Origin of the sequence: Anabaena subtropica FACHB-260, from assembly GCF_014697105.1 — a bacterium.
In the GTDB taxonomy this organism is placed as follows: domain Bacteria; phylum Cyanobacteriota; class Cyanobacteriia; order Cyanobacteriales; family Nostocaceae; genus Trichormus; species Trichormus subtropicus.
Genome location: NZ_JACJRF010000048.1, coordinates 1 through 21,962, shown reverse-complemented (window position 1 = coordinate 21,962; position 21,962 = coordinate 1). Strand labels below are relative to the sequence as shown.

The following is a 21,962-nucleotide window of genomic DNA, read 5'->3' as shown; positions in this document are numbered from 1 at the left end:
TGATTGGGAATCGGAGCAGAGCGACGGTCATGGCAAAATTGGTGGTACTGAAATTTGGAGATGGTGGTTTTAACCAGGGGTTTACCGTGACTCTTCAGATCGGGGAAGAAAGCGATCGCCCTTCAACAGAAATCACAGGTAAACTTCCACCATGTCCAGATATACTGTTGTACTACTCCCGTTGGCAGTCTACCTATCTACAGCTTGGTAATGGTTATCGCCTAGATGCTGACAAAATCCAAGTTACAAATGTTTCAATTACTCAAGATTGTCACGAATTAGCTCTAATTGTCCGCGCCCGCTTTAATACTTGGTTGCAAGCACAAGAATTTCGCCCCTTACGGGAAAAATGGCTGGAGAAATTACAGCCGACAGATGAAATCCGGGTGATTTTACAATCGGAAAATAGCCAATTACAAAGATTACCTTGGCATATCTGGGATTTATTAGAACGCTATCCCAAGGCAGAAATTGCTCTCTCCTCACCAAGCTATGAGCTAATTCATAAAAGACGTACTCCTAACCCAACTGTTAATATTTTGGCAATTGTCGGTAATAGTCAGGGAATTAATACTCAAGCTGACCAAGCAATGCTGCAAAATTGTCCTAATGCCGATGTCAGCTTTTTAGTAGAACCACAACGCAAAGAATTAACCGATTATCTTTGGGGAAAAAGCTGGGATATCTTATTTTTTGCTGGACACAGTTCCAGTCAAGGCCATGATGGCACTGGTAAAATATACCTAAATAAAACTGATAGCCTCAGCATTGGTGAGTTAAAATACGCCCTCAAACAAGCCATAGAAAGGGGTTTACAATTAGCAATTTTCAACTCCTGTGATGGATTGGGACTAGCGAAAGAACTAGCTGATTTAAACATTCCCCAGATAATTGTCATGCGCGAACCTGTTCCCGATCAGGTAGCTCAAGAATTTTTGAAATATTTTCTCCTCAGCTTTGCCAATGGTGAACCTTTATACCAAGCAGTACGACACGCACGAGAAAGATTGCAAGGCTTAGAAGATAGATTTCCCTGTGCAACCTGGCTACCAGTGATTTGTCAAAATCCTGCCCAGATCCCACTTAGTTGGGAGGAACTAACAGAACCTCTCACACAACCGATATTTAATGATGTCCCACCAGTCTACAAAAAACGTGGGTTAAAGAAGGTGGCATTATCAAGTTTGGTAGTGACGGCTGTGGTTTGTGGGTTAAGGTTTTTGGGAGCATTACAAACCGTCGAACTGCAAGCCTTTGATCAGATGATGCGATCGCGTCCCGACGAAGGCCCCGATCCCCGGATATTAATTGTCACAATTGACGATGAGGACTTAGCAAACCAACGCCGTAATGGCGAGTCCTTGAAAGGAACTTCTATATCGGAAATATCTCTCAACCAACTGCTGGCAAAACTAGCAAAGTATCAACCTAAAGCTATTGGTTTAGATATTTATCGTGACTTCCCCGCCGAAAAACCAGATTTAATATCTCGTCTACAACAAACCAATAATTTAATTGGCGTTTGTAAGGGAAGTGATACAAGCTCGAATACCAAAGGTATTGAACCACCACCAGAAATCTCGAAAGAACGCCTGGGATTTAGTGACTTTGTTCACGATGCTGATGGTGTGGTGCGGCGACATCTCCTATTTATGAATCAGGAAACTGCATCGTTATGTTCTACCCCCTATGCCTTCAGTACCCAATTGGCATTCCGTTATCTATCATCCTCAGGCATTCAACCAAAGTTTACCACTGGGCAATCCATCAACAATTTGCAGTTAGGTAATACTGTTCTTCATCGTCTTTCATCTCGTGTGGGAGCCTATCAAGGTATTGATGCCAACGGCGGTCAAATATTACTAAATTATCGTGCTTCCAAGAAAATCGCTGAACAGGTGACACTCACCCAGCTTTTATCCAGTCCCATCAATCCCAACGCCATCAAAGGCCGGATTGTGTTGATTGGTGTGGTATCTAAAGGAGATTTTCCCGACTATTGGGGTACACCCTACGGAGGTCGTTTAGACGAACAAATGCCAGGAGTGATGGTACAAGCCCACATGGTTAGCCAAATTATTAGTGCTGTTTTAGATGGACGCACATTGTTACAAGTTTGGATACCTGGATTGGAAGTTGTCTGGATTGGAGTTTGGTCTGGTTTGGGTGGTTTCCTGGTTTGGAAGTGGCCTTTGTTCCCTAACTTGGCGTTAGCAGTTGGTATCAGTTCTAGTGTGTTGTATTTACTCTGTCTAGGTCTGTTAGTTTGGGGTTTCTGGGTTCCTTTTGTACCATCAGCCTTATCGTTGGTGTCAACTGTTACGGTAATATCAATTCAAAATTCCCAGTCTTTGAGGAAACACAGGGAGCAGGGGATAGGGGACAGGGAAGAGGGAGTGAGGGTGTAAGGATATGGGGGAATGTAAGCAGGGGAGGAGGGGGAAAAGATAACTACTGACTACTGACTACTGACTACTGACTACTGACTATTAAATTCGGTTTTACGGAAAATGCCTAATTTAAAACCTATAAAACTATTACTCGCTTTAACTATTGGCTACACCAGTTTCTTGGCTGGACAGCCTTGGGTACTAGCAAAAACACCTGCTGCAAGTTCGGCTAATCCCAGCAACGTTAATAAGACTCCGGTAAATACTGTGAGCAAGAAAACCAGCTTCGCTCAACCACCTCTACCAAGCTCAGAACGTCGCCCAGGGGGTCGTGTTCGTGGTGGTGCTAGACGGGGTTCGTGTCCATCGGTTGAACCTCAACTCACGGCTTTAGTTCCATTCACTCAGGATGCTCCCACTGTAACCAATGTTTGGGGATTGACGACGCAGGCACATCCTACATTTTTGTTCTATGTGCCATATTCTCAAGATTCTGCCTATCCTGCGGAATTTGTGTTGCAAGATCAGGATGCGAATATTATTTACCAAAAAGCGATCGCTCTACCTGAAAAGCCGGGAATTATTAGTGTCTCTCTGCCTCCTGATACCGCTTCTTTAGTAGTAGATCAACAATATCGTTGGTTTTTTACTGTAGATTGTGATCAACAAAAGCCGTCACCTCCAATTTATGTTGAAGGGGTGGTTCAACGAGTCAAGCTTAAGCCAACAACTACCCAGCAACTAGCAACAGCGTCATCATTACAACAATTTGCCATTTATGCCGAAAATGGTATTTGGTTCGAGGCAGCTAACATAATGTTTCAAATGCTTCAAAAAAATCCTCAAGATACAGAAATTCAAGCACAGTGGCGAGATTTACTCACCAGCATCAGTTTGAATGACATTGTAGCCAAGCCTCTGGTGTCTACTAAACCTTAGTTGATGAGGACTAGGGAGCAATTTCAAAAAACAAAAAATTACCCCCTGCTCCCTGCTCCCTGCTCCCTTGCTCCCTGCTCCCTATCCCCCTGCCTCTTACTCCCTCACTCCTTCAACCTGGGATGTTGAGGACGGCAAGGGCTACCCCAGCAAACTTGCCCAGCAGGCATATTAGTAAAAACGCTGCTGCGAGCGCCAATCACCGCATTAGCTCCTATTTGCACCCCTGGGGCAATAAAACAATCTGTGGCTACCCAAGCACCGTTGCCAATAGTAATACCTGCTACCTTCAATTTAAAAGCAGGGTCTTGGATATCATGGCTACCAGTACACAAATAGCTTTTCTGTGAAATTACGCAATGCTGACCGACATGAATTTCATCTAAACTGTAGAAAACAACATCATCACCAATCCAACTGTAGTCTCCGATGGTGACTTTCCAGGGGAAGGTAAAACGGGCAGTAGGTCGAACAACTACGCCTTTCCCAATCCGCGCACCAAACAGACGTAATATCCAACAACGAATGTTACTCAAAGGATGGGGAGTTAGAGGAAACGCGATCGCCTGAACCAACCACCATAACAAAATATACCAACCTGAACGCCCACGATTAAACCAAGATTGGTCATACTGGCGTAAATCTACAAAGGGTTTGTCATTAGTCATTGGTCATTGGTCAATAATCATTAATCATTAGTAATTAGTTCTCTCCTCCCCCTACCCCTGTCACTGAGCGTAGTCTTTCTTATCCCTTCAGGAAGCAAGATACGCGCAGTGTATGTCTCCGACAGGCTCCGGGTAGTCCTACGGTGAAGCAAGCTACGCGCAGCGTCCCGCAGGGAACGTAGAGAAGTGCTGCTCCCCACTCCCCATATTTTCTATGTTGTGGACTTCTCTATTTCTTGAGTTAGAGATGGGGGGATAGAGTTAGGCGTATTTGCAGTGTTTAATGAACCGCCACAATTGCGTAATTCGTAAAGTTTAACGCCAATTTGATATTCGTATTGACTCAGAAGTCTGCCATAAATATATCCGGCTTGACCATCGAGAAAACCTAGACGAATAACATAGAACAAAATAAATCTTAAAAGTGGCTTAAATGGTAGACGTACCCAGACTTTTTTGAGAAAACGCTTGCGTTGTACGGCTTCACCAAATAAATTGGCTCCAATCGTATCACTCTCATCTTGACCTGTAATCAGATTGTAATAAACACGGGCTTCCCAGTTTGAATAACGATTGTGTCTTTCTAGCCAGTGGTAAATGTCACGAAAATCTTCATGGAGCATATCTTGTTTGAGATATCCGACTTTACCCTGTAAGACAACGTGTTCGTGGACTTCGTTATCGCCTGTGTTAGGCACATCTTCGGTATGCAAATTTTCGTAACGACCTAATTTATGCTTGAATAACCGTAGATTCCAATCGGGATATTTGCCACCGTAGCGAATCCATTTACCTAAGAAGAACACGCGACGATTAAGATAGTAACCGGTATATTCTTCTGTTTGAATTACTTGATCAATTTCATCCCATAATTCATTGGGAATACGTTCATCGCAATCTACAATCAGTACCCATTCGTTGCGAAAGGGAATGTTATCTAAAGACCAGTTTTTCTTTTTCGGCCAGCGTCCATTAAAGTAGAATTGTACTAGATTTACACCGTAATCTTTGGCAATTTCAATGCTTTTATCGGTACTTTGAGAATCTACAATAAATATCTCATCTGCCCTTTGGAGACTATCGAGACAGGCTGGTAGATTTGACTCTTCGTTTTTGGCGGGAATGAGTACAGAAACGGGAACTTTTGATGACATATATAATTTAGTTTAAAGGACTATTGACTACTTTTATTTTTAGCTGTAAACAGCAAACCTTGAACGGCAGCGTTTAAGTAACCTACTTGACCGTAAGCATATACAAGGTTATCAAAACGTTCTGCTGGATTGGAGAAATATCGGAATGCTTTATATAAGCCACGCGCTAACCGTTCGCCACCCCTGGATAATTGACCAACACCAGCTCTACCTGCCAGTTGCTCTCGATAGCATTCACTGATCCCTTGCCACCAACCCCGGTTTAAGAACCAGGAGCGATTGAGGCGTTCTGGAGCTACGTTGTGAGCAACTAAGGCTTCGGGAAGATAAGCTACTTGCCAACCACCTTTGAGCGCCAGTTCTGTCATTTGTAGTTCCTCATTGGATAGGAGGTTTTTCCCTATTCGACCAAGATGAGGGTCAAAACCACCAATTTCTTTCAGAAAAGTGCGGCGTATGGAATAATTTAATCCTCTTGGTGTTAGGCCTGGTTGCTTGATGTAAATCACATCGTCACCTAAGTCATAGGCTCCCAAGTTTCCTGCTAGCCCAAGAGATAACCACTGTGGTGGTTGGATGTCTGGAGGCCATAAAAGAGTAACTTTACCACCAGCGATCGCTAGTTGAGGATAGTTTTGATAAGCAGCATACAATACTTGTAACCATTGAGTACTCGCAACTGCATCATCGTCTAAATAAGCCAGAATTTCGGCACTGGCGAATTTAGCACCAGTATTTCGGGCTACAGATAAACCAATGGTGGGTTCAAAAATATATTTTAAACGAGGATCGCTAGACCTTTGCTCGACAACTTCACGGGTGCGATCGCTAGATCCGTTATCTACCACCACAACTTCAAACTCACCCGCGAAATCTTGTACTAAGAGACTATCAATCGCCGCACCTAGATAGGTATCTCGATTGTGAGTACAGATAATGGCAGAGATTTGAGTATCTGGCATGGATATTTATTGTGGATTTTACGTTTAGTGCGTAAGTCGTAATTAATCTAACCCGAAGTGAGTATGTTTATTATTCTTTACAAACTGATTAACCTGGAATTTGGCATTTAACTGCTGAGAGTTAATCTATACTTAGCCTTTCCTGCTTACCAACCGCGTTTTTGCGGAAATAATGTTAAAGTTTCACGTTTGCTGAATATGACTGTGTAAAACTACGAGGGTTTCGGCTAGTTGGCTGAGGCGAGTTTCTAGATATTGCTTGCGTCCCAACAATTGACGTAATTTTTGGTAACGCGCGATCGCCATACTCACACTAGCTAACTGATCTGGTGGACATGGGCGTGACCAAACCTTACCGGAGTTGTCTAACCCACAGAGGTGATAACCTGTACGGTGGGATTGATGAAATACTTTTCCATCAGTAGAACAAATTTCTTCTACGTAATTCATCAAGCGGTCAACTTCTGCATGGCGTAATGTGGCAGTACCTCCGGCTTCTGGTTCGCTGGGATTTGATTCTAACCAACCATTAACAATTGGCCCTTCTAAATAAATATCTTGAATTTGTTGTAATATTTTTTGCAGTTCTTGTTGCCAACCAGCCACTTGTTCTTGAATTTCTTGCAGTATATTCATTGCCAATGCTGGATTTGCACCGTGGCGATGACTACTGAAGGTAGGTGTTTTCAGTTTTGGCAGGCTTGGTGTTTTACCTATTCCCTCCTGTGCGGGAAAAGTTTGCACAGAACTATGGTGAGGAAATAAATTCTGTTCGACAAAATGCTCATCTTTAGTGTCTATACCCAGTTCTTGTGTTTGTTCTGGGTCTTTGCTCTCGCTTTCTGCTGTGTCTTTAGCTGCAACACTAATCCTGAAAGACAATGGACGTTTTGTAGAATCACCTACTTCTGTGGGAGTAGCGTCTTTTGACCCCAAATCATGTAAAGTTGCTTCAATGCGTTTTATGCCTGCTTTCATATATTTATCCTGAAATCTAATGTTCCCTAAAGCTATTTAATAATTCAAAATAGGGTGTTAAGATTTTTTAGCTTGTGCCAATTTTGGCATAAATAATGCTGGTGATAATTTTATCTCTTAAAAGTTATTTATTTTCACTAAATTTCTTACTTTAGTTAGAAATTAATTGAGGAAAGGGCTTTGGGAAAAGTGATCTTAATTACTGGGCCTGCCAGGTCTGGTAAAAGTGAATGGGCAGAAACTTTGGCAAGACAGTCAGGGAAAACAGTTATTTATGTGGCTACAGCAACTAATAACCCAGATGATGCCGAATGGCAACAACGCATTCAACAACATCAAACCCGTCGTCCTCAAGATTGGGTAACGCTGGAAGTACCGACTACTTTATCTACAACGTTGGCAGATACCAAGGCAAACAGTTGTGTTTTGGTAGATTCTTTGGGAACTTGGGTAGCTAATCTTTTAGAACAGGATGAAGTGAGTTGGGCAAATAGCGTCGCAGAATTTTTAGTAACAGTACAGTTAGTTGCTGCTGATATGCTGTTTGTTGCGGAAGAAACTGGTTGGGGTGTAGTGCCAGCATACCCTTTAGGTAGGACATTCCGCGATCGCCTGGGTTCTTTAGTCCGTCAATTAGGTACGATTTGCGAAACTGTTTATTTAGTCACTGGTGGTCATGCTTTAAATCTCACCACTCTGGGGACACGATTACCAGATGCAATAGATTACGAATGATTAAGCATTAATTGAGAAATATTAAGAGAGCTTGATTATTATTTTGATGTGCAAAGTTAGACCCTTTCTTAATAGAAAATTAAGTAGTTAGTATGTAAACTTCCTAATACCGATTGTAAGATCGTGGTATGGCAACCAAAGAAGAAGTTAAAAGATATCTGACCCACTGGTTTCAGTTGGGTAAAAAAGTAGTGATCGGTAATGAGGGAACACACTTGTTGCCTCAGCCTATATTCCAAGGCGATCGCTACAGTCAAGAATTTGAAGACTGTTGGCAAAAAATTTTATTGTCATCATCAGGTGATTGTTATCTAGAAGGGACTGAAGAAACTATTGCCGAACTGTTAACACCAGCCTGGGAAATGATATCTTGTGGTCGTTGCTCCATGCCAGTACCAATGAGGAATCTTGGTATGCCTCCCCTATCGTGTCCTTGTAGTAATTTAGGGGGTTGGCCTAACACTGAATTACCGACACCACGATCGCCAATTAGCAACCAAGAGCAATTAATGGCGATTCGTAATCGGCTAGTGGAAAAGGTGGCTACCAATCAGTAATTGGTGGATTGGCATTATTGGGCATTTCCATAAGGTGATTGATAAGTACAAGAACGCTTACCAAACAGAGTGTAGCGGTGATCTCGGACTTGGGCATAAACGCGATCGCCTGCCCATTTTACCCCCGGTAAAGCTCGATAAGCGTCTACAAAAATATTACCAAGCGGCAACAGGCGACCGATCTCTTCAGCTGCATCACTGCCTTGCCAACGTCTTTGCGGTGCATTAGCATCAATTAAAATCACCCCTAGCTCACAACCTTGGGGTGTAATTTCCCATTGAGCTATTGCCTGCTCATCCTGCATGGGGATGTAATGAAAAATCTTGCCTTGGTCTAGAGTTTCCAGCAATCTGACTAGAGTAACGCAGAGATTACAATTACCGTCATAGATAAGGTAGTAGCTTCTTGAACTCATAAATATTTCCGTATTTATTTAAGTATTAAGTACACAAAGTATTTTAATATAGTATTTATTCGGAAAAATTCAGTTAAATTATAAATTGCTTTTATTAACTCGGTTTTTCTGGCATTTAGTTGGTCAAAAGATGAGCTAGGTTGTTGGTAATACTGAGGTATTTTGTCACACAGAAGCCCAAGATATTTGGGGTGAAAAGAATGTCGGAAGAGAAAATCTTAGCCGTTGATTTTACTCAAGAAGAGGCCTGTTTAGAAATTCTACCGCGATCGCCCCTAGTGTCTAGTTACCATGCCCAATGGCAAGGTCTGCGGTTGGATGTTCACCAACAGCCTGCTCATGAAACACCCGAACACAGCCCACAGCAACACGTTATCACCGTTAGCTTAGAACAGAAAGTAGTTCGCTCAGAGCGAATAATTGATGGACGTTTTCAGCATGAGAATATAGCTAAGGGAGACGTGGCAATTATTCCTGCCCATACTCATCACATATCACGCTGGCAATCGGAAGCAAAGTTTCTAGTCCTGAGTATGGAACCGGCTTTTTTTACACGCATGGCAATAGAAGCCGGAGATTTACAGAAAATAGAAGTAAAGCCGCGCTTTGCCGCACCAGATCCCTTGATTCAACAGATTGGGCTAGCATTGCAAACCGAACTAGAATCTGATGATAGGCGCAGTGGTATTTACATCGAATCGCTGACGACAACGCTTTGCATTCACCTACTCAAACACTATTGCGTGGCAGGTGAAACAATCCTCAAAGACCATAATAATAAAGGGTTGTCACACTGGAAACTCAGACAAGCAATTTCCTACATTCATGAAAATCTCGACCAAGATTTGACTTTGGCAGATATTTCTAGAGTAGTTGGCATAAGTATGTATTATTTTTCACGCCAATTTAAACACTCAACTGGTTTCGCACCGCATCAGTATGTCATGAATTGTCGAATTGAGCGAGCGAAAAAGTTATTGAGCAGCACCAACAAAACCATAGAGCAAATATGCGCTCAAGTTGGCTTCCAAAGCCAGAGTCATTTTACGAGTGTATTTCGTAAACTAATAGGTATTACACCCAGAGCATACAGAGAACAAGTCAAGATTTGATTGGTCATTAGTCCAGAGCAGAGTCAATAGTCAATAGTTATTAGTCCAGACTTTTAGTAATTAACCAAATAGAGGCTCAATATTTATGAGATATAAACTTTTGGGGAAAAGTGGATTACGGGTTTCGGAAATTTGCTTGGGAACCATGACTTTTGGTGAAGACTGGGGTTGGGGTGCTTCCAAGGACGAAAGCCAGAAAATATTTGATACTTTTGTCGAAGCTGGCGGCAATTTTATTGATACTGCCAATGGTTACACTGATGGTAGTAGTGAAAAAATTGTCGGAGAATTAATTGCACCTGACAGGGAACGCTTTGTAGTCGCTACAAAATATTCATTTCCTTTGAGGATGAATGACCATAAAAGCGACCCTAACGCTAGTGGAAATCATCGCAAGAATTTGATCCAATCTTTAGAAGGTAGTCTCAAAAGATTAAATACCGACTATATTGACCTATTTTGGGTACACGCTTGGGATTTTACTACACCTGTAGAAGAAGTCATGCGATCGCTTGATGATGTAGTACGTCAAGGTAAAGTATTGTACATCGGTATTTCTGATACCCCAGCTTGGATTATTGCCCAGGCTAATACTATCGCCCAATATCAAGGATGGACGCAGTTTGTAGCTTTGCAAGTTGAGTATAGTTTAATTCAGCGCACACCAGAGCGAGAGTTGTTACCTCTAGCTAAAGCCTTCGACTTGGCGGTAACACCTTGGTCGCCTTTGGGTGGTGGTGTGTTGACAGGGAAATATAACAAGCCACTGCAACCAGGTGAAGAACCAGGAAGACTGGCAAATTCAGGATTAGGAAGTATCTCTGAAAGAAATTTAGCGATCGCAGAGGTTGTTAGTCAAGTAGCCGCAGAAATTGACTGTACACCTTCCCAAGTAGCCTTAGCCTGGTTACACGCTCAAAGTGGCGTAATTATCCCCATTATCGGTGCGCGAAAGCTCAGTCAGTTTCAAGATAACTTAGCAGCTATTGATGTCACTTTATCGCCAGAATATCTGCAACGGCTGAATGAAGTGAGTCAAATTGAACTGGGTTTCCCCCATGACTTTTTGCAAAATGATACAATCCGCGATCGCCTATTTGGTGGTACATTTAGTGTCATAGATAACCACCACAGCTAATATAAAGCGAAAAACAGCTTTAATATAGCGTATTCAACCGTTTTCGGCATCCATCGCTGGCATTCATCTGTCAAAGGGATGCTATCTACCGTTAGGAAGTTTCAGACAAGAGTAACTTAATACTACTATCTAGAGAGTTAAGTCGCACAAGCCATTAAGTAGAATTTATGAGTGATAATACTCTGTCATCACGTCTCTATCCCACTCGCATTGATATTCCTGCGGAAAGACGGGTACAAATCGTTGGTATCCTCAATCAAACTTTAGCAGCCACATTGGACTTAAAAACCCAAACAAAACAAGCCCATTGGAATGTTAAAGGCACTGATTTTTATCAGTTGCACGAATTATTTGATGAACTGGCTGGCGAATTAGAAGAGTTTGTTGACATGGTTGCTGAAAGAGTAACCGCTTTAGGTGGATACGCTGTAGGAACAGCTCGCGCCGCCGCGAAAAATTCCATTTTGCCAGAATTTCCCTTCGATATTTTGGATGGCAAAGAATATGTAGCAGCTCTTGCAGACCGCTTTGCACCTTATGCCAAGCATATCCGAGAAGCGATCGCTAAAACTGATGACTTAGGTGATGCTGACACAGCAGACCTTTATACCGAAATCTCCCGCACAATTGACAAGCGCCTCTGGTTCCTAGATGCACATCTACAAGCAGCAGCCATCAAAGGAGAAAATGGCACATTTAGTAATAAAGTTCAACAGCCAGCTGCTGTTAGATAAGCTTTTTTGGGGAATCTCTATTATAAAAAATCCATAGTATCTTTTTAGTAAGTACGCCACTTTTTAGTGCGTACTTTTCATTTTATATTGCTATACTTTACTATTTAAATAAGTAAAACGGTGCAACGAAAAATTCAAAAATCAAGATTAAAAATCAAATTTTCAGATTTATTTTTTGTTCAAATATTCAAATAAAAAAATCTGAAATTTATAAATTAACAAAGAGGTAGAGCTATGTCTCAAAATACAATCAACCATCTAATTCATGATAGAAACGCACGCGGTCGTAGTCAAACTGGCTGGCTTGACAGTTACCACACATTTTCCTTCAGCAGTTTTTACGATCCCAACCGCATGGGATTTCGCTCCCTCAGAGTAATTAACGACGACCGCATCGCTCCCGGCGCGGGATTCCCTACCCACGGTCATCGTGACATGGAAATTCTCACTTATGTACTCTCAGGAGCAGTAGAACATAAAGACAGTTTGGGTACAGGTTCAGTCATTCGTCCTGGTGATGTACAGATTATGAGTGCTGGTACAGGGATTCAACATAGTGAATTTAACCACTCACAAAAGGAAGCACTGCATTTACTACAAATCTGGATTTTACCTGACGAAAAAGGATTAGCACCAAGGTATGAACAGAAAGCCTTCACTCAAGAAGAAAAACGTGGTCAACTTCGTTTAGTTGCGGCTAAAGATGGACGTGATGGTGCGGTCACTATTCACCAAAATGTTGATATATACGCCTCAGTTTTAGAACCAGGTGATGTAGTCAATTATCATCTGAAACGCGATCGCTATGCTTGGTTGCAAATCGCTCAAGGTGTCGCAAATTTGAATGGTGAAGAACTCAGAGCAGGTGATGGTGTACAAATCAACAGTGAAGAGCAACTAGAAATTAGCACGGAAATCGGTGCAGAATTTTTACTCTTCGACTTAACGTAACGTGAGTTTCCCAGGAAGGCACAAGTCAATTTAACAGTAAAAAGTGGACAGTTATAGTGATAACTGTTCACCTTTTTGCATTTTGAATTCCTATAAGGGACTTCCAGAAAATAAAATATTCAATGGGTAAGAGCAAATATTATCGTTGGATTTTTCCTCCCCTGCTTCCCCTGCTTCCCCTGCCTCCCCTGCCTCCCCTGCTCACCAAAGCAGTGGTATATTTTTTTAGTTGGAAGTCCCTAAGTACGTCTTATGATAGAGCTACAAGTGCCACATCTAAGTATTTGGGAATGTGAGGAATGTCAAATCTGGTTAAACGCAAATCCCGTACTCGCCCACTCAAACGCCGACCCCTGGGTTTAATTTTCATCATTCTGACATGGAGTCTGGCTATGGGTTGGTTGTTAGCCTTGGCAACTAACGCCCACAGTGCTACACCTAAAGTAGAAATTGGCACTGTTGACGTCATCCCCCCACAACACCAGCTAGGACAAGAATTATATCTAGAAAATTGCGCTACTTGTCACATTGGTTTGCCACCGGCTGTTTTACCCAGCCAAACTTGGAGAAACCTACTGCAAGACTCACAGCATTATGGCGTACAAATCAAGACTTTAATCGATCCACCACGTACCCTAGTCTGGAGGTATCTTTCCACCTTTTCCCGTTCCCAGCTACCAGATGAAGCAACACCATATCGCGTCAACAATTCTCGTTATTTTAAAGCCTTACATCCTAAAGTTGATTTACCTCGTCCTGTGAAAATAAATAGTTGTGTCAGTTGTCATCCTAGTGCGAGTGAGTATAATTTCCGTCGCCTGAGTGGAGAGTGGGAGAAATCAATTAAAAATTAAAAAACTTTGGGGACTTGGGGCTGGGGAGCAGGGGAGAAAAATAACTAACCACTTACTCAAGACTCAGCACTCCCCACTACCCATCGGATATTGCTACTTAGCAAGGATCGGCGTTCTCTGCCTCATCGGGGGGTGAAATGATACTATTAAAAGAGTCTCAATTTTAAACTGCGATATAAAAGCGCTCGTTTAGTAAACTGACTAGACCAACATTTTTGTTGTTGAGTTAATTTTCATTTCATACCCATCCATGACCAAAATGGTTAGATAGGGTTAAATTCTTATAATCAATAGCCAAATTCCTCTAATTCCCATCCCCTCGATTTAGTTCTATAACTTGCCATGCTAAAACTCTTGTTGGGCGACCCCAACGCTCGTAAGCTCAAAAAATATCAACCCTCTATTACGGAAATTAATCTCTTAGAAGAGGAGATTAAAGTCCTTTCGGATGAAGATTTAAAAGGTAAAACAGTAGAGTTTAAACAGCGACTTGCCAAAGGCGAAACCCTGGATGATATTCTGCCAGAAGCCTTTGCTGTGGTAAGAGAGGCAGGACGGCGAGTCTTAGGATTGCGGCATTTTGATGTCCAGATGCTAGGTGGTATCATTCTACACACTGGGCAAATTGCAGAAATGAAAACCGGTGAAGGTAAAACCTTAGTGGCTACCTTACCGAGTTATTTAAATGCACTGACTGGCAAGGGTGTACACGTAATCACCGTCAACGATTATCTAGCTCGTCGGGACGCAGAATGGATGGGACAGGTGCATCGCTTTCTGGGTTTGAGTGTGGGGCTAATTCAATCCAGCATGACTCCCAGCGAACGCCAGAAAAACTACGAGTGTGATATTACTTACGTTACCAATAGTGAAGTGGGTTTTGACTACCTACGGGATAACATGGCTACATCAATGGCTGATGTGGTACAGCGTCCCTTTAACTATTGCGTAATTGACGAAGTAGATTCGATTTTAGTTGATGAGGCGCGGACACCTCTAATTATCTCAGGTCAGGTAGAAAGACCTACAGAAAAATATATCCAAGCGGCGGAAATTGCACTGACGCTGCAAAAAGATGAACATTACGACGTAGATGAAAAAGCTCGTAACGTACTGCTGACAGATGAAGGTTTTGCACAAGCAGAAGAACTTTTAGGAGTAACAGATTTATTTGACCCAGAAGACCCCTGGGCGCACTTTGTTTTCAATGCGATTAAAGCCAAAGAACTGTTCCTCAAGGACGTAAACTATATCGTCCGTAACGGGGAAGTGGTAATTGTAGATGAATTTACCGGACGGGTGTTACCAGGAAGACGTTGGAGTGATGGTTTACACCAAGCCATTGAAGCTAAAGAAAGAGTAGATATTCAACCAGAAACCCAAACTCTAGCGACAATTACTTACCAAAACTTATTCTTGTTGTATCCCAAATTAGGTGGGATGACAGGAACAGCAAAGACCGAAGAAGCCGAGTTTGAAAAAATTTACAAATTAGAAGTAGCGATCATTCCCACCAATAGAGTCAGAAAGCGGGAAGACTTGTCTGACTTGGTATTTAAGAAAGAGGTAGGTAAGTGGCAAGCGATCGCGCGAGAATGTGCAGAGATGCACGAACTTGGTAGACCTGTGTTAGTAGGGACTACCAGCGTAGAAAAATCAGAATATCTCAGCCAATTACTCAGAGAACAAGGTATTCCCCACGAATTACTCAACGCCCGCCCAGAGAACGTGGAACGGGAAGCAGAAATTGTTGCCCAAGCCGGACGTAGAGGCGCTGTCACCATCGCCACCAACATGGCGGGACGGGGTACAGATATCATCCTTGGTGGTAACTCCGAATACATGGCGCGGTTGAAATTGCGGGAATACTTTATGCCCCGCATTGTCAGACCAGACGATGAAGATGTGTTTGGTGTGCAGAGGGCAGCGGGATTACCCGCAGGACACGGTGCTGGTCAAGGCTTTGTTCCTGGAAAAAAAGTCAAAACTTGGAAAGCTTCACCAGAAATATTCCCCACTCAACTTTCTAAAGAAGCAGAACAACAGTTAAAAGAAGCAGTCGATTTTGCTGTACGGGAATATGGCGATCGCTCTTTACCAGAACTGGAAGCAGAAGATAAAGTAGCAGTAGCAGCCGAAAAAGCACCCACAGAAGACCCAGTAATTCAAAAATTGCGCGATGCTTACAACAGAATTAAGCAAGAGTATGAAGAATTTACCAGCAGCGAACACGATGAGGTAGTAGGACGGGGTGGTTTACACGTAATTGGTACAGAACGCCACGAATCACGGCGGATTGATAACCAGTTGCGGGGACGCGCCGGACGACAAGGCGACCCCGGTTCCACAAGATTCTTCCTCAGTTTAGAAGATAACTTACTGCGGATTTTTGGCGGCGATCGCGTTGCTGGCTTAATGGAAGCCTTCAATGTCGAAGATGATATGCCCATCGAATCTGGTATGCTTACCCGCAGTTTAGAAGGCGCACAAAAGAAAGTCGAAACCTATTACTACGACATCCGTAAGCAAGTATTTGAGTACGACGAGGTAATGAATAACCAACGTCGCGCCATCTACGCGGAACGTCGTCGGGTTCTGGAAGGTCAAGACTTGAAAGAACAGGTGATCAAGTACGCCGAAAAAACAATGGATGAAATCGTTGACTATTACATCAACGTTGATTTGCCCTCGGAAGAGTGGGAATTAGATAAGTTGGTGGATAAGGTCAAAGAGTTTGTTTATCTTTTGTCTGATATGCAGGCGAATCAATTGGAAGATATGGGCGTGAGTGAGATTAAGGCGTTCCTCCATGAACAGGTACGCATTGCTTACGACCTCAAGGAAGCCCAAATCGACCAAATTCAACCAGGTTTGATGCGTCAAGCTGAACGTTTCTTCATCTTGCAGCGTATTGATACTCTGTGGCGGGAACACTTACAACAAATGGATGCTTTGCGCGAGTCTGTCGGTTTGCGTGGTTATGGGCAGAAAGACCCGCTAATTGAGTATAAGAGCGAGGGTTATGAGTTGTTCTTGGATATGATGGTGAATATCCGCCGGGATGTGGTTTATTCGTTGTTCATGTTCCAGCCTCAGCCTCAGCCGGTTGTGCAAACGTCTTCGGAGATGGTTTAAGGAAGTGAGTTTACACAGAGGTATGTGATTACCTCTGTGTTTTTAAACGCTGAGGGGCGCTGAGGTTCACGCAGAGGGACGCGGAGAGTTAAAAATAGTTTTGTGTGGTTAGCAGAAGGGTAAATTTATGACTCAAGCCTTAACCAAACAAGTAACCTTTGATGAATTTATTGATTGGTTGCCAGAAAATTCAGAGGTACGCTACGAACTGCATGATGGTGTGATTGTCGAGATGCCAAAGCCAACGGGGAAGCATTCCAAGGTTACGGGTTTTCTGATAGAAGAATTAGTTCTGAACATCATCCAAATTGGAAAACGTGGGATTTGGACTATTCCCAGAGAGTCGATTGTTAAGCCTAAGGGTGAGTCTGGTTATGAACCCGACATTATTGTTTTGAATCAAGAGGCGTTAAGCAAGGAACCCCGGTGGGAGCGTGAGTCCATCATTGAAAATTCAGCCAGCGTCAAGTTAATTGTTGAAGTTGTCAGCACTAATTGGCGTGATGATTATTACAAAAAGCGTGCTGATTATGAGGAAATGGGTATTCCTGAATACTGGATTGTAGATTATGCAGGGTTGGGTGGACGAGCTTTTATTGGTAACCCTAAGCAACCAACTATCTCAGTCAATTACCTAATTGAAGGTGAGTACCAAGTAAGTCAGTTTCGCCAAGGGGAACGCATTCAATCGCCAACATTCCCTAATTTAGATTTAACTGCTGACCAAATTTTTCAGGTGGGACAATAAGTTGATTTGGGGAAAGTCCAAGGTGAGGGGACAGGGAGTAGGGAATCTGGGCTATTCTTAAATAGGTACGAGATTTGCCGAAGTAAGTAAGAATGAAACTGGCAGCAAGAGTAAGTCAGGTAACGCCTTCGATAACCTTAGCGATCGCAGCGAAAGCTAAGGCCATGAAGGCAGAGGGTATAGACGTTTGTAGTTTTAGCGCTGGTGAACCGGATTTTGATACCCCAGCGCATATCAAAGCAGCAGCAGCTAAAGCTTTGGATGAAGGCAAAACCAAGTATGGCCCCGCCGCCGGAGAACCAAAGTTAAGGGAAGCGATCGCCCGCAAGTTGCAAAAGGATAATCATCTGGATTACAAGTCAGATAATGTCATTGTCACTAACGGCGGTAAACATTCGCTGTATAACTTGATGGTGGCGCTGATTGATCCAGGCGATGAGGTGATTATCCCTTCTCCCTACTGGCTGAGTTATCCCGAAATGGTGACTCTGGTAGGTGGGAAATCGGTGATTGTCCCCACAGATGCTTCCACGGGTTATAAAATCACCCCCGAACAACTGCGGAAAGCCATTACCCCTAAAACCAAGCTATTTATCCTCAACTCCCCATCTAATCCTACAGGGATGGTGTACACACCAGAGGAAATCAAAGCTTTAGCACAGGTAATAGTTGATGCAGATATCTATGTTGTGTCTGATGAGATTTACGAAAAAATTCTCTACGATGGCGCACAGCATATCAGTATCGGTTCTCTAGGGAAGGAAATTTTTGACCGCACCTTGATTAGTAATGGCTTTGCGAAAGCTTATTCTATGACAGGGTGGCGACTGGGGTATTTAGCCGGGCCTGTGGACATTATCAAAGCCGCTAGTTCCATTCAAGGGCATAGTACATCGAATGTCTGTACCTTTGCTCAATATGGAGCGATCGCTGCTTTGGAAGAATCCCAGGATTGTGTCGAAGAAATGCGTCAAGCTTTCGCTAAACGTCGTCAGGTAATGTTAGATCGACTCAACGCCATTCCCGGCTTGAGTACTGCAAAACCAGACGGTGCATTTTATCTGTTTCCAGATATCAGCAAAACTGGCTTGAAATCCCTTGAATTTTGCGATGCTTTGATTGAAGAACACAAGGTTGCAGTGATTCCAGGGATAGCCTTTGGTGCTGATAAGAACATCCGCCTTTCCTACGCCACTGATTTGGCAACAATTGAGAAAGGTTTAGATAGGTTGGAGAAATTTGTGCGTTCTCGCATTTAATGAATCATCGGGTGTCAGCTACTGCCAAGTAAAAAATATCATACATTTGCTTATAGGGTGGGCATCTTGCCTACCCTAAATTGTGGTCTGGAACAGAATAAATATAGGTCTGTAATCTAGTCAGCGAATAAAAACGAAAAATATTCCGATGACAGCACTTACATTAAATCTCAATTCTGTCATTAAACTAACAAGAGAACAGTTTTATTTTGCAACGAATTTGGGAATAAATTTAGCTTTGGACAACGTTAAAATTCCTATAATAACCCTACGTTCTAAACTAACCCCATTTCTCGTAAGCCTTGACGTAGCCGCATGGCTTCTTCGGGGTTGCCTTGTTCATGGAGAAGAATGGCATTTTTAAAAGCTGTAATACTGGCTTGGACGTTGCCTACTTTTAACTGTACTACCCCTAAATTTTGATAAGCTTCTGCATAGTTAGGTTTTAGTTTAATAGCTTTTTGATAACAGGCGATCGCTTCTGTAAATAAATTTAGTGTTTTGCATATCATCCCCAAATTATAATGTCCTGTGGCAAATTTTGGGTCGATTTTTAAAGCGGTTTCATAGGCTTTTTTAGCCCCGTTTAAATCTCCAGATGCTTTTAGTAAGCTACCTAAATTATTGTACGCTCCTAACTTGAGTATGGGATAAATTGGTAATTTGATAGCAGTTTCATAGTGAGTAATCGCCTGTTGATAATTTTTTAATCGGCTGTAAGCAATGCCTAAATGATAGTGGAGTTCGTATAAAATTTCGTACTCTTCTTCACAAGCAGAAATACCGCGCTTTAATAACTCCATTCCTTGATCGATTTTTCCTGTCTCCACATACAACGCCCCCAATTTACTGCAAACATAAGGATCATGAGGATGGGTAGCGAGGAACCCTTCCATTGTCGCTTGGGCTTTGGCGTATTTGTTATTTTGAGCGATCGCACTTTTTTGATAACCTGCATGGAGAATCGCCACCCCTTGTAAATAGCCAATTTGCCACTGGGGTTCTTTCTGGAGAATGGCCGAGACACTATCATCAACTAAAGCATGATAGGGACGCTCAAAACGAATATCTGGATGATGACGAAATAGGCGAGAAACCAGAGAGTAGGGAGATTGTTCTGCACCGACTTCTTGACGAACTAAATTAACAAGTAAGTATTCTTCACTAGCGGCCGCATTTTTTAGGTGCGGGACAATTCCTGGTGTGAGAGTTTCATCAGCATCTAGAACTAAAACCCAATCACCAGTAACATATTTTAAAGCTGTATTGCGGGCTATACTGAAATCGTTACACCAAACAAAATCATAAACCTTAGCACCAAACTCTCTGGCAATGTGGGGAGTGCGATCGCTAGAGCCTGTATCTAATACTACCATTTCATCTACTACATTCACAACACTGCTCAAGCATTTCGGCAATGTTGCAGCTTCATTTTTCACAATCATGCACAGACTGAGATTCATATTAGTTAATGAGTAATGAGTAATGAGTAATGAGTAATGAGTAAGAAATATTTACTTATTATTCATTTTGAATTTTAAATTAGGAACCTCCAGAAAATAAATTATCTAATCTCCGAGAGAAGACATCGTTATTTTTCCCCCTGCTCCCTGCCCCCTGCACCTCTGCCTACACAGTGATAGTATATTTTTTAAGTTGGAAGTCCCTTGATTCATTTTCTGGAAGTGCCAAATTTGCCCATCAAACACTCAGCAATACGCCTTGCTGCACCTGGTTTACCCATGCGACGTACTCCATTTTCCCTGATGATATGTAAACTGTCAGGATTTGTGAAAAGCGATCGCACGACTTGAGCAACTTGTGCAGGTTCTTCAACTAAAATCAGCGATAAGCCTAAAAGTCGGCTTTGGGCTTCCGCAAAACCAGGGTTATATTGTGGCCCTTCCCCAGGAATAGCGATCGCTGGTTTACCTAAACCAATAAACTGTTCTGTAGCTGTACCAGCCATAGCGATCGCCACGTCGCCCCAATGCAAACATTCATTATATGATTGTTGAGTTAAGACTAGATAAGCATTGCGTTGTTTAAATATCAAAGCGTTGGCATCTTGTAGAGGTAAGGGTGAATCTGCGTGAGGTCGCCAACCTTGAGATTGTACAGTTTGGGCAAGTATACTCAAGTCTAAACCAGGAGCGATCGCCCCCACAAATGCCACACTGCCAGAATGGGGCAAAAATGTATCTCGCTCTTGAAAACTCCCCATCAATGCAGAGACAGCAATCATAATGACTTCCCAATTTTTATACGCTTCTGGTGGACGGGAACCAGGAAGGAGAGTAATTACCAATGCTCTGTCCATTTCTTGATATCGCGCATTGGCCATGTAAAATAGTTGTGGTGAAACTCTTGGTTCTAGACCATCCATCATCGGATTGCCTACATCAAAAGCGGGAATCGGCCAATTTTGTAACATTTGCGTAGTCAACCCATCTCTAGGAAACACCGCGCGACAACGGCGACGACTCATTAACCACCGTTCCCACGGATGATAAATTGAACCAGAAAAGTTTTCCCAACGAGCTGCTTTTGATTTCCTTGCTAGTAACCCCACTTCATCCCGCACGTAGTATTCTGACTTCGCCGTTCCCACAAAAGCGTAGTTAGCCCCACTGATATAAGCAAACAACAAAGGGACAATATCGCCTACCGCTAAAACGGCGTTTTTGTTACCTAATTTCTTTTGTGAACTCACCCAACGACGCATCGCTTGAATTTGACTCCAGGTAAGCTGCACTAAACCCCCACGTACATCTCTTACCAATTGTCTCCCATCCATATATACAAATCCCCCAGAAGGCATGGTACGCACTGCACCAATCAGAGGGATATTTAAACTTTGGTAAGCACGTCCTTCACCCACCAGAGGTAAAGCATAAATGTCTGGTGGATTTGCTTGTTGACATAATTCCTGCAAAACACGGACAGCAATTACATCTTCCCCATGACCATTACTTAATACCAGTAACTGCAAACGAGACGTTGCAGTTGGTGAGTTAGAAATTGGAGATAACCGGGATACATCACTCATAAGAAACAAAATATCAATATTAACGGTCAAGCTTAGTAATTCGTAATTCCGTTAGACGGAAGTAAGTTATATATCCCAATACCTTTGCCAAATTACGAGGGTTCAACGCCCGTAGAAACGGGATGAATACGTCCTAAAGAAGTAAGCTTGGCAAAAATCTGGTTTAATAAAATAGGCTCAGGA

The 21,962-nt window shown here is 42.6% G+C and carries 19 protein-coding genes; 12 read left to right on the top strand and 7 right to left on the bottom strand.

Annotated elements, in window-relative coordinates:
• Positions 1 to 29 precede the first annotated feature (29 nt).
• Complete coding sequence (locus tag H6G18_RS20760) at positions 30 to 2,408, top strand: CHASE2 domain-containing protein (RefSeq protein ID WP_190408996.1); 2,379 nt, start codon at positions 30 to 32, stop codon at positions 2,406 to 2,408.
• A 102-nt stretch (positions 2,409 to 2,510) separates the two neighbouring features.
• A complete protein-coding gene (locus H6G18_RS20755; RefSeq protein WP_190408995.1) occupies positions 2,511 to 3,329 on the top strand; it encodes a DUF928 domain-containing protein in 819 nt (272 codons plus the stop codon).
• Positions 3,330 to 3,433: 104 nt separating this feature from the next.
• Here H6G18_RS20755 and hpsU read toward each other — a convergent pair whose 3' ends face one another.
• The 4 genes from hpsU to H6G18_RS20735 form a co-directional block, all read right to left on the bottom strand.
• Positions 3,434 to 3,997, bottom strand: a complete 564-nt coding sequence (gene hpsU, locus H6G18_RS20750) for a hormogonium polysaccharide biosynthesis acetyltransferase HpsU (RefSeq protein ID WP_190408994.1) — start codon at positions 3,995 to 3,997, stop codon at positions 3,434 to 3,436.
• Between the two features lie 212 nt (positions 3,998 to 4,209).
• The gene (locus H6G18_RS20745) at positions 4,210 to 5,151 is read right to left on the bottom strand and encodes a glycosyltransferase family 2 protein (protein ID WP_190408993.1); all 942 of its coding nucleotides are present in this window, start codon (positions 5,149 to 5,151) and stop codon (positions 4,210 to 4,212) included.
• A 20-nt stretch (positions 5,152 to 5,171) separates the two neighbouring features.
• Positions 5,172 to 6,113 (bottom strand): glycosyltransferase, encoded by a 942-nt coding sequence (locus tag H6G18_RS20740; RefSeq protein WP_190408992.1) that lies wholly within the window; start codon positions 6,111 to 6,113, stop codon positions 5,172 to 5,174.
• A 183-nt stretch (positions 6,114 to 6,296) separates the two neighbouring features.
• The gene (locus H6G18_RS20735) at positions 6,297 to 7,091 is read right to left on the bottom strand and encodes a hypothetical protein (protein WP_190408991.1); all 795 of its coding nucleotides are present in this window, start codon (positions 7,089 to 7,091) and stop codon (positions 6,297 to 6,299) included.
• 180 nt (positions 7,092 to 7,271) lie between these two features.
• On the opposite strand from H6G18_RS20735, the gene cobU reads away from it, so the two are divergent.
• Positions 7,272 to 7,826, top strand: coding sequence for a bifunctional adenosylcobinamide kinase/adenosylcobinamide-phosphate guanylyltransferase (cobU, locus tag H6G18_RS20730; protein WP_190408990.1), 555 nt, complete (start codon positions 7,272 to 7,274; stop codon positions 7,824 to 7,826).
• Between the two features lie 128 nt (positions 7,827 to 7,954).
• On the top strand, positions 7,955 to 8,383 hold the full coding sequence (locus tag H6G18_RS20725) for a hypothetical protein (protein WP_190408989.1): 429 nt from the start codon (positions 7,955 to 7,957) through the stop codon (positions 8,381 to 8,383).
• A gap of 14 nt (positions 8,384 to 8,397) precedes the next feature.
• On the opposite strand, the gene H6G18_RS20720 is transcribed toward H6G18_RS20725, so the two are convergent.
• Positions 8,398 to 8,799: a thiol-disulfide oxidoreductase DCC family protein gene (locus H6G18_RS20720; protein ID WP_190408988.1), complete on the bottom strand. Its 402-nt coding sequence runs from the start codon at positions 8,797 to 8,799 to the stop codon at positions 8,398 to 8,400.
• Between the two features lie 200 nt (positions 8,800 to 8,999).
• On the opposite strand from H6G18_RS20720, the gene H6G18_RS20715 reads away from it, so the two are divergent.
• The 8 genes from H6G18_RS20715 to H6G18_RS20680 all read left to right on the top strand — a co-directional run bounded on the left by H6G18_RS20715 (position 9,000) and on the right by H6G18_RS20680 (position 18,730).
• On the top strand, positions 9,000 to 9,911 hold the full coding sequence (locus H6G18_RS20715; protein ID WP_190408987.1) for an AraC family transcriptional regulator: 912 nt from the start codon (positions 9,000 to 9,002) through the stop codon (positions 9,909 to 9,911).
• Positions 9,912 to 9,996: 85 nt separating this feature from the next.
• Positions 9,997 to 11,049, top strand: a complete 1,053-nt coding sequence (locus H6G18_RS20710) for an aldo/keto reductase (RefSeq protein WP_190408986.1) — start codon at positions 9,997 to 9,999, stop codon at positions 11,047 to 11,049.
• Between the two features lie 167 nt (positions 11,050 to 11,216).
• Entirely contained in the window at positions 11,217 to 11,783 is a 567-nt protein-coding gene (gene dps, locus H6G18_RS20705) for a DNA starvation/stationary phase protection protein Dps (RefSeq protein ID WP_190408985.1), read from the top strand.
• 234 nt (positions 11,784 to 12,017) lie between these two features.
• Complete coding sequence (locus H6G18_RS20700) at positions 12,018 to 12,734, top strand: pirin family protein (RefSeq protein WP_190408984.1); 717 nt, start codon at positions 12,018 to 12,020, stop codon at positions 12,732 to 12,734.
• A gap of 299 nt (positions 12,735 to 13,033) precedes the next feature.
• Positions 13,034 to 13,588: a cytochrome C gene (locus H6G18_RS20695; RefSeq protein ID WP_190408983.1), complete on the top strand. Its 555-nt coding sequence runs from the start codon at positions 13,034 to 13,036 to the stop codon at positions 13,586 to 13,588.
• Positions 13,589 to 13,930: 342 nt separating this feature from the next.
• Positions 13,931 to 16,723, top strand: a complete 2,793-nt coding sequence (gene secA, locus H6G18_RS20690; protein WP_190408982.1) for a preprotein translocase subunit SecA — start codon at positions 13,931 to 13,933, stop codon at positions 16,721 to 16,723.
• 127 nt (positions 16,724 to 16,850) lie between these two features.
• Positions 16,851 to 17,471: a Uma2 family endonuclease gene (locus tag H6G18_RS20685; RefSeq protein WP_190408981.1), complete on the top strand. Its 621-nt coding sequence runs from the start codon at positions 16,851 to 16,853 to the stop codon at positions 17,469 to 17,471.
• A gap of 92 nt (positions 17,472 to 17,563) precedes the next feature.
• Complete coding sequence (locus H6G18_RS20680) at positions 17,564 to 18,730, top strand: pyridoxal phosphate-dependent aminotransferase (RefSeq protein WP_190408980.1); 1,167 nt, start codon at positions 17,564 to 17,566, stop codon at positions 18,728 to 18,730.
• Between the two features lie 275 nt (positions 18,731 to 19,005).
• On the opposite strand, the gene H6G18_RS20675 is transcribed toward H6G18_RS20680, so the two are convergent.
• Complete coding sequence (locus H6G18_RS20675) at positions 19,006 to 20,175, bottom strand: tetratricopeptide repeat protein (RefSeq protein ID WP_242040423.1); 1,170 nt, start codon at positions 20,173 to 20,175, stop codon at positions 19,006 to 19,008.
• Positions 20,176 to 20,402: 227 nt separating this feature from the next.
• Complete coding sequence (locus H6G18_RS20670) at positions 20,403 to 21,779, bottom strand: lipid-A-disaccharide synthase-related protein (protein WP_190409012.1); 1,377 nt, start codon at positions 21,777 to 21,779, stop codon at positions 20,403 to 20,405.
• Positions 21,780 to 21,962: the final 183 nt, after the last annotated feature.